The organism is Inquilinus sp. CA228, assembly GCF_052078665.1.
Lineage (GTDB): Bacteria > Pseudomonadota > Alphaproteobacteria > DSM-16000 > Inquilinaceae > Inquilinus.
The window spans coordinates 22,058-36,982 of sequence record NZ_JBQJIK010000010.1 but is presented as its reverse complement, the minus strand read 5'-3'; the positions used below and the strand labels follow the sequence as shown (position 1 = coordinate 36,982).

The following is a 14,925-nucleotide window of genomic DNA, read 5'->3' as shown; positions in this document are numbered from 1 at the left end:
TTCTGCGACACTGTCCCGGGTGGCTTGACAGGGGCGGCGGCGGGCGCGTATACGCTCGGCCCCGATGGCTGGGTAGCTCAGTGGTAGAGCAGGGGAATCATAATCCCTTGGTCGGGGGTTCAAATCCCTCCCCAGCTACCATCGAATTTCCTGTGCGTTCCGGCGGAATTCCGCGACGGGACAAGGGCTTGGAAGGCGGACGGACCGTTCCCGGTTGTCCGCCGTCATGGAATCAGGTGCCCGAGCGGCGTGCCGTGCCAAGCGACGATGAAATCCAGGGCCGCCTTGTTCCGGCTGACCTTCTCGGCATCCGGCCGGACCAGGAAATAGCGCTCGGCAGCTTCGCCTTCACGATACCAGCCGTTCTCGCGGGCGAGAGCCCATACCGCATCCGCGGCCGCGCCCGACGATCCATATTCCTCGACCAAGCGCGTCGCCATCTGGGCCCGCATCGTGTCCGTGATCGCGCTCGCATGCTCGCTGCGCAGGCGGAAGGCTTCCAGGAGACGCTGCCGTGGCGACGAGGCCTCCGCCCGCAATTCTCCCAGATCGTCGCCGACAACGACGCCGACCGTGGATGGGTGTGCGGGAGCCTCGTTCTGGATGATCTCGAGCGATCGAAGACGGGTGCGCTGGTTGCGGCGCCCGGTGATGAACAGTCGTCCGTTCGGTGCCGGCCCGAGCAGGACGGCGCTCGCCGAAGACAGGTAGGCCATCGGATAGAGATAGCGCGCGATGCGGACGGCATGGCCAAGAACCGTTGTCTCGGCATCACCGTCGGCATCGACATAGACACCGCGGACGAGTTGGATAAGCTCGCCGGCTTGGGCGCGCAGATGGGCACGCTTGGCGTCTATGGTTTCGCCGACGAGGTGCAGCATGGAATTATTCCGCATCTGAGGTGCGCAATAATTCCATATCTCGGTGCGATAGGCTTCGGCATAGGCCTGGAGCGCCCGCGCAAGTTCTGGCGGCGCCACGAAGGTGATCGGGGCGGGCGTCCGATCCGGCAGCCGGCCGAGCTTCAATTCGGTCATGGCGGTCTCCCGTCAGCCCCGATAGGGCCGCAGCACCAGGTCCTTGTGGACGATGACGCGCAGCGGCCAGCCAGGGCGGATAGTGATGGTGGGCTGGATGTCGAGCGACTTCTCGGTGAGGCGCTGACCGGCCTCGTTGATGTTCTGCTGGGTCGACTTCCGGATCCGCGGGCGCGGCAGCCATGGCGCCATGCCCGAGCATTCGCGCGACCCGATCATCGTCGCCACCGCGCTGGTCCAGTCGCTGCAATCAGTCGTCAGCCGCAACGTCAGTCCGCTCAAGCAGGCCGTGCTTTCGGTCACCCAGATCCACGCGGGCGGCGCCTATAACATCGTGCCGGAGGAGGCCGTCGTCTCCGGCACGGTCCGGTTCCTGGACCGGGAGGTCAATGAGCTCGTGCGCCAGCGGATGCGCGCCATCGCCGAGGGCACCGCCGCCGCCTTCGAGGTCGAGATCGAATGCGACATCCGCAACGTGTTCGACGTCCTGGTGAACACCGAGGATCTGGTCGAGGGCTATCTCGAAGCGGCTCGCGATATCGTCGGGCCGGATCAGGTCTATCTGAAGACGGCGCCGGTGATGGGCAGCGAGGATTTTGCGGACATGCTGCACGCGACGCCGGGCGTCTACTGCACCGTCGGGCATGCAGGTTCGGTGCCGGTGCACAATCCCGGCTTCGTGCTGGATGACGGCATCCTGCCGGTCGGCGCGAGCCTCCTGGCGCGAATCGTGGAAAGACGCCTCTCCCCAGCATGAGAGATGGAGTCGCTCGGCTCGAGTTGCCCTCGCTGGTCGCACCGGTCGTCAAGCATGTGGCATGATCGTCGGCAACCTCGCTATCGGGACCGGGATTCCGCGGTGCTGCCCCGCACGATCAAGGACACCGGCAGTCTGACGCAGCGCGGCGCCCGCGGCTGCGGATCGCGGATGCGCTCCAGCAGCATCTCGGCGGCATGACGGCCCATCTCGGCACGGTCCCAGGACAGTGCCGAGACAGGGGGAGTTCCGAGTTCCGCGAGGTCGGAATCGCTGCCCGCGACAATCGTGATGTCGCGCCCGGGCTCGAGGCCGCTGCTGCGGATCGCGCGCAGCGTGCCGGCAAGCATGTCGACCGCGGCGACGAACAGGGCCGTCGGCCGATTCGGCCCCGACAACAAGGCGCAGGTCTCGCGGAACGTGATCTCGTTGGAGAGGGCATGGTCGCGGATCAACGCGTCGTCGACTTCGACGCCTCGTTGCTCATGGGCGCGCCTGAACCCGGCGATGCGGCTGCGTGACGGATAAGCCGCCGGGTCGCCGACGATCATGCCGATGCGGGTGTGGCCGAGCGACAGCAGATGCCCCGTCGCCTCCTCGGCACCGGACTGATGGTCCGCCATCACGCGGTCGACGTTCTGCAGCAGTTCGCGGTCGATCAGCACGATCGGCATCGGCGCGCCGACGATCGCTGACGCGAGCTCGGCATCCGCCTCGTCGCTCATCGTCATCATGACGCCCTCGACACGACGTTGCGCAAAACCGCGCAGAAGCCCGAGTTCGACATCCTTCTCGTTCGAGGTGCTGGCCAGAAGCAAGGTATAGCCAGCGCGTCGGAACACGGCCTCGGCCGCCTTCACATAGCTCGCGAAGGCCGGGATATCGAAGTCGCGAATCGCGCAGGCAACCATTCGGGTGCGGGCGTTGCGCAGACTTCCGGCGACCGCGTCGCGCTGATAGCCGAGTGTCTTGATCGCGTCCTGCACGCGGCGGCGCGCCTGGAGCGTCACCGACGGATGGTCGTTCAGCACGCGCGACACCGTCCCGAGCGCAACGCCGGCCTTGGCCGCCACGTCCCGAATCGTCGCCTTCTTGATCACTGCCATCGCCCCACCCTGCTTCATCGCGGCGCCATCCTGTCAAACGCCGATGCCCACCCCAAGCGCCGCCTGCCGCAAATCAAGGCACGAAGTTGCCTGATCGGGCAGCTTATGCGTGGCATTTGTGCAAAGAATTTGGAACCGGTTCATTGACTCAAGATACGGATATGTCAGAATTTATCCAACGCCATTTTGGGGATAATGAACATGTTCCAGACAGCGGAGCGCCTCCGGCGGGTCAAGCCGTCCCCGACGGTCATCCTCAACGGACGTGTCGCCGATCTGGCCGCACAGGGACGCAACGTGCTGAGCCTGGTGGCGGGCGAGCCTGACTTCGACACGCCGGCGCATATCAAGCAGTCGGCCAAGGAGGCGATCGACCGCGGTGAAACGAAGTACACCGCCGTCGACGGGACGCCCGCCCTGCGTCGCGCCGTTGCTGCGAAGTTCGAGCGCGAGAACGGGCTTGCCTATGCCCAGGACGAGATCATCGTCGGCACAGGCGGCAAACAGGTCGTCTACAACGCGCTGATGGCGAGCCTCTCCGCCGGCGACGAGGTCGTGATTCCGGCGCCATACTGGGTGTCCTATCCCGAGATCGTTCTGCTGGCCGAAGGCACGCCGGTGATCGTGCCCTGCGCACCGGAGGACGGCTTCCGCCTCGACCCGAAGGCTCTCCAGGCGGCAATCACCGAGCGGACGCGCTGGCTGATCCTGAACTCGCCCGCCAATCCTTCCGGCGCGGGTTATTCGCGGGAGGAACTCGCGGCAATTGCCGAGGTCCTGCTGCGTCATCCGCAGGTCTGGATTCTCACCGACGACATCTATGAACACCTGACCTATGGCGGCTTCCGTTTTGCAACGATCGCGGCGGTCGAACCGAAGCTGCGCGAGCGGACGCTGACGATGAATGGCGTCTCCAAGACCTATTGCATGACCGGCTGGCGCATCGGCTATGCCGGGGGACCCAAGCCGCTGATCCGGGCGATGTCGGCGATCCAGTCGCATTCGACGACCAACGCCGCCTCCATCAGCCAGGCCGCCGCGGTCGCGGCGCTGAATGGACCGCAGGATTTCATTGCCGACCATGTCGCGGCCTTCGAACGGCGGCGCGACAAGGTCGTTGCCGGTCTCAATGCCGTCGAGGGCCTGTCCTGCCGCGTGCCCGAGGGCGCCTTCTACGTCTTCCCGTCCTGCGGAGCGCTGCTCGGCAGCCAGGCCCCCGATGGGGGTGTCATCGCCACGGACGAGGATCTCGCGCTCTACCTGCTCGATGCCGCCGGAATCGGCCTCGTGCACGGTTCGGCCTTCGGCTGTCCCGGCCATCTCCGGCTCTCCTATGCGGCGTCCGACGAGAAGCTCGACCGGGCGATCGAGCGTATCGCCTCGGCCTGCGCTGCGCTTGCGCCCGCCGCTGCTCCGGCGCGGGCACGCGCGTGAGAAGCCTGAGCCAGGCCAGATGAAGGGCGATCGCATGTTCGCGACGACAAACGGTCTCTCGGAGCGCGGCCTGGTGGCCCTGCTCGCCGCGGTCGCCTTCGTCGTGGCGCTGAACGCCACGGTGATGTTTCCGCTTGGGCCGTTCCTCGTCGCGGAGGTCGGCGGCCGGGCCGATGCGGTCGGCTATCTCGGCGCGGTCTACTCGCTGGCCGCCGCGGTGGGCGGCTTCGCGGCCTCCTTCGTTCTCGACCGCTTCGACCGCCGCGATGCGCTGGCGTGCTGCGTCGGCGCCTTCACGCTCGCGATCGGCGCGAGCGCCGCAGCGCCCGATATGGCCGCGCTGATGTTGACGCGCGCGCTTGCCGGCTGTGCGGCAGGTCCGCTCTGGGGCCTTCTCATCGCCGTCGCCAGCGATGTCGTCCCGCCGCAGCGGCGGGGCCTTGCCGTCGGCCGGCTGGTCGGCACCTATGGTCTAGCGCTCGTACTCGGTCTGCCGGCCGGCACGCTGCTGGCGGCGATGCCAGGCGGTTGGCGTTGGGCGCTGCTCGCCCTGGCTCTCGGCGGCGGTGCAATCTCGGCCGTGACCGTCTACGCGATCGGCCCGCACCGAGGGCATCTGTCCGATGTCGTGGCTAAGCCCTTCAACGTCGAATGGCGCGCCGTGTTCAGGCTGATTGCAGGTCAGCCGAGCTTGATCGCCTTTCTGCTGATCGCCGCCGCCTCCTTCTCGGCGCTGCTGGTCTCGCCAAACCTTCCGGTCTTCGTCTTGCGCAATACGGGCCTTGGGCCGACCGGCCTCTCGGCGGTCTATCTGCTGGGCGGCGCGCTCACGCTCGCGGTCGTGCCGCTGGCGGGCCGCACGAGCGATCGCTTCGGCGCCCTGCCGGTCGCTGCGGGCGCTGCGCTCACGACCACGCTCGTCCTCGGCGCCGCATTCCTCGGCGAAGCACCGCTGCTGCCGGCGCTCCCCATCCTGGCGATGGTGCTGGTGTTGCAGCTCGTCCGCAGCACCGTGAGCCAGGGCTCCGCGACGCGCGTGCCGCTGCCCGCGGAGCGCGCCGCCTTCCAGTCGCTGGCGGCGGCCGTGACCAATCTCGCCCAGGCGATCGGCGCCGGCACGGCGCCGCTGCTGCTGAGCGTCAGGCCCAACGGCATGCTTGCCGGCATGGACCGGGTGGCCTGGCTCGCCATCGCCGCGTCCTGGACCGCGCCGCTCCTGCTGATGCGCCTTGAAACCGTGCTGCGCCGACGTGGCCTGCCACCCGTGACGGAGCCTTGACCATGGCGCGCCATCCCGATCTGACGACATCATCGCTGCCGCAAGCCTATGCGGGTTCGGGCGAGCGGGAGCCCGCTGGCGAACCCCTGCGCAGCGAGGTGCGGACCGACATCGCCGTGATCGGCGCCGGGATCACCGGAGCGAGCGCGGCCCTCCATCTCGCACAGGCAGGTCTTTCGGTGCGCCTCGTGGAGGCGCGGAGCGTCGGCGCCGGCGGCAGCGGCCGTGCCTTCGGCCAGGTCGTCCCCTATCTCCGCACCGAGCCGGCCCGCGCGGTCGCCGATCTCGGGCAGGACGCCGGAGAAAGGCTCATCGCCCTGGCAGCGGACGCTCCGGCCCTGGTCCGAAAGAACGTCGCCCGCCACGCCATCGCCTGCGACCTCGACGACAGCGGCCTGCTCTTCGCCGCCCATTCGGCTGCGGGCGCGGGAACGCTTGCCATCCGGCGCGACGCGTGGGGCCGACGCGGCGTCTCGCTGCCGTACCTCGACGCCGGCGAAACGGCGGCCGCGATCGGCGGGGGGGCCTATCACGGCGCTCTCGTCGAGCCGCGCGGCTGCACGCTCAATCCTCTGGCCTATGTCCGTGGCCTGGTTCGCGCCGCGATCGCGGCAGGCGCACGCCTGCATGAGGAAAGTCCCGTCATCGGGATCGCACCGGCGGCTGGCGGCTGGCGCGTTGTCACGCCGGCCGGCAGCCTCGCCTGCGAAACGGTCATCGTCGCAGCCGGAATCGAGACAGGACATCTCCTGCCGGCCTTGCGGCGCAGGATTCTGCCGTTCCGCATTCACGAGGCTGCGACCGCGCCGTTGCCGGCGGAGTCGCTCGCCGGTGTTCTCGAGCGCTACCGGGCGCTGACCGATACACGACGGCTGCCCTCCGGCGTCAGGCGGACGGGCGACGGCCGGCTCATCGTCACGCTCTCAGGTCCGGCGAGCGGGTGCGCTATGGGTGATCTCGCGAAAGGCCTCGCGCGCCTTCGAACGCTCTTCCCCGCCCTCGGGATCGAATCCTTTGCCGAGACCTGGTCAGGCTGGGTCGATCTGGCGACGGACCAATATCCCCGGCTGACGGAACCGCTCCCGGGTCTGCTCGTCGGCTATGGGCTGAGCGGACGAGGCATCGGGCTCGGCACTGCGCTCGGGGTGGCTCTTGCGCAAAGAGCCCGTGGTGAACGGGCCGAGGAGACGGGGTTCCCCGATGCCGCGGGGCGCCGGAGAGCCTGGTTGCCGGGCTCGCGGCTGGCCGTCGCCGCCGCGGCCGAACTCATTCGCCGCATCGATGACCGCCAGGCGCGCCGGGAGGCGCCGCCAGCCCGCTCTCCTGCCATCAGAAACGGATCCTGACGCCCATGGCCATCCTCGCCTGGCTCCACAACGCCTACGGACGCGATCTGATTGAGGGCATCCGCGCCGCGCTGCCCGATGAGGATGTCCGCGAATGGCCCGATGCCGGCGATCCCGCCGAGATCGACATCTGCATCGTCTTCCGCATGCCGCATGGCTTCCTCAAGCTGTTCCGGAACCTCCAGCTGATGTCGGCGACCGGCGCCGGCATCGACCACTACCTGCTCGATCCCGACTTCCCCAAGGGGATCCGGATGGTGCGCATCGTCGACCACGACTTCGCTTCGCGTATGGCCGACTACGCCCTCGCCTGGACGCTGTTCCACCACCGCGACATCGCGCATTTCCTCGCCGCCCAGCAGCAGCACGAATGGGCCTACAAGATCATGCGCTCCGCGCGCGAGGTCCGCGTCGGCGTGATGGGGCTTGGCCAGATGGGCCGCCTCGCGGCCGAGCGCCTTGCCGGCGTCGGCTACGACACCGCCGCATGGTCGCGCTCGCGCCATGCGGTGCCGGGCGTCACCTGCTTTGCCGGACCTGATGGCTTCGATGAATTTCTCGCCCGCACCGAGATCCTGATCAACCTGCTGCCGCTGACGCAGACGACGCGCGGCATCCTGAGCGCCGCGACCTTCGCGGGCATGCCGCCAGGCGGCGTCGTGATCTCGGCCGGGCGCGGCGGGCACCTGGTCGAGGCCGACCTGGTCGCCGCGTTGCGGAACGGACGGCTTCGCGCCGCCACGATCGACGCCTTTCCGGTCGAACCGCTGCCGAAGGACAGCCCCCTCTGGGACGTGCCGAACCTCCATGTCACGCCTCATTGCTCCTCGACGGCAAGCATCAGGACGATCGTCGACACCTTCGCCGAGAACGTCCGCCGTTTCCGTTCCGGCCGGGAGCTTGTGAACGAGGTCGATACCGTCGCCGGCTACTAGGCCCACCGCCGTCCACCCCACTCGACCAGGATTGGAGATCGACCATGGCCAGACCCCGTTTCCTCGCAGCAGCGGCCTTCGCGGTCGCGCTCGGCCTTGCCACGGTCGCGGCTCCCGCCGCCGGCATCGCCCAAGACGCCGAGAGGCCGAAGCTCGATTTCGCCGGCTCTGTCACATGGCTCGGGATGGTCCCGGTGCTGTTCGCCGTCGACAAGGGCTATTTCACCGAGGCCGGGCTCGATGTCAGCCTGCAGGTGGTGCTGAACTCGAGCGACCGGGTGCGCGCGCTGACCGCCGGCTCCGTCGCCTTCAGCAATCTCGGCCGCACCACCGTGATCAGCGAGATGGCGCGCGGCAATGCCAGCTTCTACTACTTTGCCAACATCGACGACTCCCCCGGCAGCGAGGGTTGCTGGGCGCGGCCGGGCTTCAAGAGCTTCGCCGATCTCAAGGGGAAGAAGATCGCAGCCAACACCTCGGCCGAGATCACCATGGCGGGTCTCCTTGCCAAGGCTGGACTGACGTCGTCGGACATCCAGTACGTCAACCTGCCGCCGAACGAGATGCAGCTCGCGCTCTCACGTGGCGATGTCGATGCGGCCTGCATCTGGCAGCCCATCCTCGACGGGCTGAAGAAGGCCGTGCCGGACGGCGCCCTGCTCGGCACCGACAAGGACACCGAGATGTTCGAGCGCTTCGGCACGATGTCGGCGCCCGACATCATGATCATCTCCCGCAAGCTCGTAGAAGAGGACCCGGTCTCGGCCGGCAAGCTGGCTGCGGCCGTGATGAAGGCGGCGGACTTCGTCAACGCCAATCCCGAGGAGGCGGCGCAGACGGTCGCGCACTACTTCCGCCAGCCGCCCGAAGCCGTTCTCGCGGGCATCAAGGGCTTCACCTACTACGGGACGAAGGATTGGCCCGAGCACATGCGCAAGCATGGCGAGCAGATGGACTATCTCGCCGGCTGGCTTGCCGAAAGCGGCAAGATCCCGGTCAAGCCCGATGTCCGCGCCTGGGAGAACACCGCCTTCGTGCCGAAGCCCTGACCCGCCGCAGTGGAGCGAAGCCATGTCCACACCCGCCATCAGCGATCTCGCATTGTCCGCCGTTGACGAGCCGGCCAGCCGGCCGAGATGGCGGCTGCCGAGCCTTGGCCGACCGGTTCTCCTGCTCAACCTCCTCGGCATTTTCGCGCTCTACGGGCTGTGGGCACTGGCGACCGAGACCGGAGCGATCTCGCCGCTGTTCTTTCCCTCGCCGTCGATGGTCGCGGCCGAGGCCAGGGGCATCGCCGGCACGACCGACCTCTGGATCTCGATCGCAGCTTCGTCGCGGCGCGTGTTCCTGGGCTTCGGGCTTGCGGCGGTCGTCGCCGTGCCGCTCGGCATCGTGATGGGCGCCTGGTGGCCGGCCAAGGCGGTGATCGACCCGCTGATCTCGTTGCTTCGGCCGCTGCCCTCGATCACCTGGATCCCGCTGACCATGCTCTGGCTCGGCATCGGCGAGAGCCAGAAGATCGCGATCGTGTTCATGGGCTCGTGGATCTACATCCTGCTCTACACGGTCGAGAGCACCAAGCGCGTCGATCCGCTGCTGGTCAAGGCGGCGCGCAATCTCGGGGCCTCCAGACTGGCCGTGATGCGCGAGGTCGTGCTGCCGGGATCGCTGCCGGGAATCCTGGCGGGCCTCAAGGTCAGCCTCGCCATCGCCTGGTCCTGCGTTCTCTCGGCCGAGATGGTCGCGGCCCAGACCGGGCTCGGCGCCCTGATCTGGTCGGCGAAGGACTGGGGCAACATGCCGCTCGTGCTGGTCGGCATGGTCTGCATCTCGGCAACCGTGCTGATCGCCGACCTCGCAGCCAACCGCATCGAGGCCTGGCTCCTGCCCTGGGAACGCAACCGGCGCACGCCCTGATCGGAGAGCGATCATGACCACCATCCTGTCGGCCAACACTGTCTCGAAGCGCTTCGGCGGCCGTCATGGTGGCGGCGTGCTGGCCCTGAGCAACGTCACGCTCGACGTGCGCGAAGGCGAGTTCCTCTGCCTGCTCGGCGCCTCCGGTTGCGGCAAATCCACCTTGCTCAACATGTTCGCCGGCTTCGTCGCGCCGACGAGCGGGGACGTCAGCCTGCGCGGCGAGGGAATACGAAGCATCGACCCGCGCTGCGGCATGGTTTTCCAGTCCTATGCGCTCTTCCCATGGAAGACCGTTCGCGAGAACGTCGCCTTCGGTCCGAAGATGAAAGGTCTCCGACGCGGAGAGCGACGCGATATCGCCGAGCGCTTCATCGAGCTGGTCGGACTGTCGGGCTTCGCGGAGCACTACCCGGTCGAACTCTCCGGCGGCATGCAGCAACGCGTGACGCTCGCGCGCTGCCTCGCCGCCGATCCGCAGGTGCTCCTGATGGACGAGCCCTTTGCCGCGCTCGACGCGATGACGCGCGAGGTGCTGCAAGGCGAGCTCATGCGCATTCAGGCCCACAGCGGCAAGACGGTGGTTTTCGTCACGCACAATATCGACGAGGCGCTGGTGATGGCCGACCGGATCGTGGTGATGTCGCCCCGTCCCGGCCGGATTGCCGCCGTGATCGAGAACGATCTGCCCAGACCACGTGATATCGAGGCTCAACTCCTGGCTGCCTATGGAGCGCTGAAGCGACGCATCTGGAGCCTCGTGGCCGGCGACCTGCAGGAACACGCTGCATAGCCTGTCGCAGGATCACGGCGCGACCGTGCCCTGTCGGCCGTGACCGGGCGTTGGCGAAAGGCTCCACGACGCCGCCCGAACCCAACCGATCCGGCCATTTGCGGACAGCCCAGGCGGGCTGGAGTGCGCCATTTGCAGACATGGCCGAGCTGTCCTCAAAGCGGGCGCCCACCGGACTGGCCGCAGCCGGCCCTTTGCGCTCGCGAGGCCCTGTCGAGAGGCCCCGATAGGAGACATCGCGAGCGCGTTCCGGAAGCGGACTTCCGCTACACCGGCGGAGTTCGGTCTTTTACAGACCATCGGCCGCCCATAGGCGCCGGCGGCGAAGGCCGCGACGCCCTCGTGCCGGACATGTAGCCACCAGATGCCGCCATGGCGCGCCGCAGCGAGTCGGTGAAGCCGTTCAGGCTGTCGCCCACGATGCCGTAGATTTGCTCGACGCCGGCGGCGGCGAGGGTCTCGACCATCTGGTCGGCAACCATGATGTTCTCCCGTGTCCTCGTTGCGGCGCTCGGCTCAGAGCAGGTGAAACTGCTTCGCGGCCTCGGTCAGCTCGTCGCGATAGTCGGGATGGGCCAGGCCGATCAGGGCCCGGGCGCGCTCCGTCGAGGACAAGCCTTTCAGGTTCGCCGCGCCGAACTCGGTGACGATATGATGTGTATCGATGCGCGGTGTCGTCACCGGCCCCTCGAGCCGCGGGACGATGCGCGAGACCGTGCCCTTGGCCGCCGTCGAACGCGCGGCGATGATCGACTTGCCGCCCCGAGAGGCATAGGCGCCGCGCACAAAGTCCAGCTGCCCGCCGGAGGCGCTGTATTGGTGGCCGAGCATGTGCTCGGAGTTGCACGCCCCGGTCAGGTCGATCTGGATCGTGGCGTTGATCGAGATGACATTGTCATTCTGCGAAATGATCCGCGGATCGTTGACATAGTCCACCGGCCGGCTCTGGATCGCCGGGTTGTCGGCGAGGAAGTCAAACATCGCCTTCGGCCCCATGGCGAAGGTGAACACCGACTTGCCGCGGTCGAGTACCTTGCGCCGGTTGGTCACGGTTCCGGCACGGATGAGGTCGACCAGGCCCTGGTTCAGGGCCTCTGTGTGCACACCCAGATCATTGCGGTCCCGCAGCGCGGCGCAGACCAGATTGGGCAAAGCGCCGACGCCCATCTGCAGGCAGGCGCCGTCCGGGACCAGGCCGGCGACGATGCGGCCGATGGCCTCGTCCTCCGGCGCCGGGTCGCGGCCCGGCAGCTCCAGCAGCGGCACGTGGTTCTCGACGATCGCGCCCACCTCCGACACATGCAGCTGCGCGCCTTCGCCGAACACCCGCGGCATGTTCTGGTTGACCTCGACCAGCAGCCGCTTGGCCGAGCGGGCGACCTTGGTCGAGTAGTCGTTGCCGGTGCCGAAGCTGAAATAGCCGTGCCGATCCATCGGTGAGACGGTGCAGACGAAGGTGTCGATGCCGATCTCCTCCGTCATCAGCCGCACGGCCTGGTGGAAGGTCGATGGCACGTAGTCGACCACCTTGCGGCCACCCTCCTCCATTCCCCGCTTGATCAGCGCCCGCTCGACCCCGCTGAGGAACATGCAATAGGGGCGGATGCGGTCGTTCAGCTCGTAGCGGAGGATCGTGTCGCCGGCGGTCCGTGCGGCCTCGTAGTAGTAGACCCTGAGATCCCCGACCGCTCCGGCGGCGGCGCGGTCGGCCAGTGCCCGCAGCAGCGCAGGCGGCTCGGCCGCGGACAAGCCCATCGACAGGCGGGAGCCGGAGGGGATCGCCGCCACGGCCTCCTCGGCCGTGGTCAGCTTGGACTGGTAGAGTAAGACGACGTCCATCGTCGTGTCTCCTTGTCTGCGGGTGGGTCAGTAGTTGGCGGCGGTTTCCGGCGAATGGCCCTGGCGGTAGATCAGCATGGTCCGCTCGAAGCCCATCACCTCGACGCCGTCCTGGTTGACGCCGCGGGTCAGGACCGTGACGATCCCCTGGGTCGGACGGCTCTTTGACTCGCGCTTGTGCAGCACCCTGCTCTCGGCATAGAGGGTGTCACCGACGAACACCGGATGGCTGGCCTTCACCTTGTCCCAGCCGAGATTGGCGACGACCTTCGCGCTGACCGTGCGCACGCTCATGCCGGTCACGAGCGCCAGGGTGAGGGTCGAATCCACCAGCAGCCTCTTCCATTCGGTCTTGGCAGCGTAGGCAGCATCAAAATGGACCTGCTGGATGTTCAGGGTCAGCAGGGTGAACCAGACATTGTCGGTGTCGAGGATGGTGCGGCCCGGCCGGTGCTCGAACACGTCGCCCGGCTCGAAATCCTCCCAGTAGAGGCCCGAGGTCTCGCGGTAGCGGCGCTCGCCGACCGCTTTGTAGGCCGGCAGGATGCTGTCCATGGGGATGTCTCCTAGGGTTGGGGATGGGTGGTCAGGCCGGCGGCCGCGAGGACGCGGCGGGCGTTGCGCGCCACCGCCTCATCGATCATCAGGCCGCCGACGGTGCCGACGCCCTTGGCGTTCTCCGCCAGGATGGCGCGGGCGGTCTCGACCTGATCGGGCGTCGGGGTGAGCGCCCGGTTGATGGCTTGGATCTGGGCCGGGTGGATTGCCGCCTTGGCGGCGAAGCCCAGCGCCACGGATGCGGCGGCCTCCCGCTCCAGGCCCGCGACATCCTTCAGGTCGAAGAAGGGCGAGTCGATCGGCGTCACGCCCGCCAGCGCGCAGGCCGCAACCAGCCGGGAGCGGGCATGCACCAGCGGCTCCCACGCCGTGGCGGCGCCGAGATCGGCGGCCATGTCGGCGGCGCCGAGCATCAGGCCGGCCAGCCGCGGCGTCGCGGCGGCGATCGCCTCGGCAGCGACGAGGCCGCGGGCGCTCTCGACGATGCCGACCAGCCGGGCTGCCTTGCCGGCCGCGGTCAGCAGCCGGTCGAGGATCTGGAGATGGCCGGGGCCCTCGGCCTTCGGCAGGACCAGGATGTCCGGCGCCGCCGCGGATCCGAGCAGCGCGTCGAGATCGGCGAGGCCCGCCCGAGTGTCGAGCCCGTTGACGCGCAGGGCGCGCAGCGGGCCGGCCGCTGCCGGGGCCGCCAGATGCTCCAGGGCGGTGGCGCGGGCGCGGGGTTTGTCGGCCGGCGCGACCGCATCCTCCAGATCGATGATCAGGACATCGGCCCCGGCCTCCGCGGCCTTGGTGAAGCGGTCGGGGCGCGTCGCCGGCGTGAACAGCCAGCCGCGCATCGGGAGGGATCTGTCTTGGGCCATGAGGTGTCCCTTCAAAGGGTCTGTCGCTCGAGGAGGCGGACAGCACGCAACGGATCGCCGGGCTGCGCGGCGGCGCATTCGACGCCGCCTTGATCCGCCCCGGCGGCACAGGCCAGGACGACCTGCAGTTGCGCGTGCTGTCGGTGAACGGGGTCAGATCTCGTGGATGAAGAAGGCGCTGCCCTGGGCCAGGGCCTGGAAGGTGTCGTAGGCCATCCACATGTGGCCGCCGCTGCCGGCCCATTCGGTGCCCCAGCCCGGGCCGAAACTGTTGCGCAGCAGCACCGCGCCCAGGGCGTCGTCATAGCCCAGGATCATCAGGCACTGGCCGGCGCGCCGGCCGTTCGGCCGGGTCAGGAGGCGGCCGTTGCCGGCATAGGGCACGGGCCCGTCCTGGCCATAGGCCGGGAAATCGGTATAGAGCGAGATGCCGCAGGCCAGCGGCAGGCCGCGCGCGATCAGGCCGCGCAGGGCGTCGAGCCCGTCCTTGCCGGTGATGCCGACCTGGCCGCAGCCGCTGATGCTGAAGGCATAGTCGGAGACCAGCAGGACGCCGCCATAGGACCGCCAGGCCGCCTGGCAGTCGCTGTGGCCGGGCTTCGGCACCGGTGCCGGCGCCTGCTCGAGAGTCGGCGTGCCGTCATTGGCCAGCAAGAAATCGAGGCACCAGGAGATCAGGCCGCTGGTGCAGGCGCCCGGCTGCGCGCCGAACTGCTCCAGGATCTTGATGTAGGGATAGAATGGGCTGGCCTGCAACGCTGGCTCGAACGGTGTGCGGCGCGCGGTGCGGGCCGCCTTGTAGGTGGCCAGCCCGTAGATCGACGCCCAGACGAAGCCGCTGGGCGTCGTCTGGGTGCCGACCGGCGGCAGCCAGGCCGGATCGACCGTGGCCCGCACCGGCAGCCGGTCCGGCGGCGGCGGGACCACGATCGGGCAGGTCTCGACCACGTTGGGATCGTAGCCGTAGTCGAAGCTGGCATGAATGCCGTCCATGGCCGCAGGCCCGATCATTGTGACTTCACGACACGGCCATCTGCTGCCTGCAGCAGGAAATCCGTGCC

At 68.3% G+C, this 14,925-nt stretch carries 16 protein-coding genes and 1 tRNA gene; 9 read left to right on the top strand and 8 right to left on the bottom strand.

Annotated elements, in window-relative coordinates; translation table 11 throughout:
* The first annotated feature begins 66 nt into the window (after positions 1 to 66).
* Positions 67 to 141, top strand: a tRNA-Met gene (locus ACTOWL_RS06575).
* Between the two features lie 83 nt (positions 142 to 224).
* Here the strand turns inward: ACTOWL_RS06575 and ACTOWL_RS06570 are convergent.
* Both ACTOWL_RS06570 and ACTOWL_RS06565 read right to left on the bottom strand, forming a co-directional pair.
* Complete coding sequence (locus tag ACTOWL_RS06570; protein ID WP_441320402.1) at positions 225 to 1,037, bottom strand: DUF2274 domain-containing protein; 813 nt, start codon at positions 1,035 to 1,037, stop codon at positions 225 to 227.
* 12 nt (positions 1,038 to 1,049) lie between these two features.
* Positions 1,050 to 1,229, bottom strand: coding sequence for a TrbI/VirB10 family protein (locus tag ACTOWL_RS06565; protein WP_441320401.1), 180 nt, complete (start codon positions 1,227 to 1,229; stop codon positions 1,050 to 1,052).
* Between ACTOWL_RS06565 and ACTOWL_RS06560 the strand changes: the two genes are divergently transcribed.
* Positions 1,228 to 1,794, top strand: coding sequence for a M20/M25/M40 family metallo-hydrolase (locus ACTOWL_RS06560; protein ID WP_441320400.1), 567 nt, complete (start codon positions 1,228 to 1,230; stop codon positions 1,792 to 1,794). The two genes, ACTOWL_RS06565 and ACTOWL_RS06560, sit on opposite strands and share 2 nt — an antisense overlap.
* Positions 1,795 to 1,874: 80 nt before the next feature.
* On the opposite strand, the gene ACTOWL_RS06555 is transcribed toward ACTOWL_RS06560, so the two are convergent.
* Positions 1,875 to 2,900, bottom strand: a complete 1,026-nt coding sequence (locus ACTOWL_RS06555) for a LacI family DNA-binding transcriptional regulator (RefSeq protein ID WP_441320399.1) — start codon at positions 2,898 to 2,900, stop codon at positions 1,875 to 1,877.
* A gap of 201 nt (positions 2,901 to 3,101) precedes the next feature.
* Here ACTOWL_RS06555 and ACTOWL_RS06550 point away from each other — a divergent pair, with 201 nt between their 5' ends.
* From ACTOWL_RS06550 to ACTOWL_RS06520, 7 genes are read left to right on the top strand one after another with little or no spacing between them, the layout of a single operon-like run.
* Positions 3,102 to 4,334: a pyridoxal phosphate-dependent aminotransferase gene (locus tag ACTOWL_RS06550; protein ID WP_441320398.1), complete on the top strand. Its 1,233-nt coding sequence runs from the start codon at positions 3,102 to 3,104 to the stop codon at positions 4,332 to 4,334.
* A gap of 19 nt (positions 4,335 to 4,353) precedes the next feature.
* On the top strand, positions 4,354 to 5,613 hold the full coding sequence (locus ACTOWL_RS06545; protein ID WP_441320397.1) for an MFS transporter: 1,260 nt from the start codon (positions 4,354 to 4,356) through the stop codon (positions 5,611 to 5,613).
* 2 nt (positions 5,614 to 5,615) lie between these two features.
* Positions 5,616 to 6,959 carry an NAD(P)/FAD-dependent oxidoreductase gene (locus ACTOWL_RS06540; RefSeq protein ID WP_441320396.1) on the top strand — a complete coding sequence of 448 codons (1,344 nt, stop codon included), beginning with the start codon at positions 5,616 to 5,618 and terminating at the stop codon, positions 6,957 to 6,959.
* A 5-nt stretch (positions 6,960 to 6,964) separates the two neighbouring features.
* Positions 6,965 to 7,894, top strand: a complete 930-nt coding sequence (locus ACTOWL_RS06535) for a 2-hydroxyacid dehydrogenase (protein WP_441320395.1) — start codon at positions 6,965 to 6,967, stop codon at positions 7,892 to 7,894.
* A 44-nt stretch (positions 7,895 to 7,938) separates the two neighbouring features.
* Entirely contained in the window at positions 7,939 to 8,943 is a 1,005-nt protein-coding gene (locus ACTOWL_RS06530; protein ID WP_441320394.1) for an ABC transporter substrate-binding protein, read from the top strand.
* A 22-nt stretch (positions 8,944 to 8,965) separates the two neighbouring features.
* Positions 8,966 to 9,811 carry an ABC transporter permease gene (locus ACTOWL_RS06525; protein WP_441320393.1) on the top strand — a complete coding sequence of 282 codons (846 nt, stop codon included), beginning with the start codon at positions 8,966 to 8,968 and terminating at the stop codon, positions 9,809 to 9,811.
* A 13-nt stretch (positions 9,812 to 9,824) separates the two neighbouring features.
* A complete protein-coding gene (locus ACTOWL_RS06520) occupies positions 9,825 to 10,604 on the top strand; it encodes an ABC transporter ATP-binding protein (RefSeq protein WP_441320392.1) in 780 nt (259 codons plus the stop codon).
* A 266-nt stretch (positions 10,605 to 10,870) separates the two neighbouring features.
* On the opposite strand, the gene ACTOWL_RS06515 is transcribed toward ACTOWL_RS06520, so the two are convergent.
* From ACTOWL_RS06515 to ACTOWL_RS06495, 5 genes are all read right to left on the bottom strand, one after another.
* A complete protein-coding gene (locus ACTOWL_RS06515) occupies positions 10,871 to 11,086 on the bottom strand; it encodes a hypothetical protein (protein WP_441320391.1) in 216 nt (71 codons plus the stop codon).
* A 34-nt stretch (positions 11,087 to 11,120) separates the two neighbouring features.
* Positions 11,121 to 12,443 (bottom strand): acetyl-CoA hydrolase/transferase family protein, encoded by a 1,323-nt coding sequence (locus ACTOWL_RS06510; protein ID WP_441320390.1) that lies wholly within the window; start codon positions 12,441 to 12,443, stop codon positions 11,121 to 11,123.
* A gap of 27 nt (positions 12,444 to 12,470) precedes the next feature.
* The gene (gene ripB / locus ACTOWL_RS06505; RefSeq protein ID WP_441320389.1) at positions 12,471 to 12,998 is read right to left on the bottom strand and encodes a (R)-specific enoyl-CoA hydratase RipB/Ich; all 528 of its coding nucleotides are present in this window, start codon (positions 12,996 to 12,998) and stop codon (positions 12,471 to 12,473) included.
* 11 nt (positions 12,999 to 13,009) lie between these two features.
* Positions 13,010 to 13,840, bottom strand: coding sequence for an itaconate degradation C-C-lyase RipC (ripC, locus tag ACTOWL_RS06500; RefSeq protein ID WP_441320388.1), 831 nt, complete (start codon positions 13,838 to 13,840; stop codon positions 13,010 to 13,012).
* Between the two features lie 177 nt (positions 13,841 to 14,017).
* A complete protein-coding gene (locus ACTOWL_RS06495) occupies positions 14,018 to 14,875 on the bottom strand; it encodes a hypothetical protein (RefSeq protein WP_441320387.1) in 858 nt (285 codons plus the stop codon).
* Positions 14,876 to 14,925: the final 50 nt, after the last annotated feature.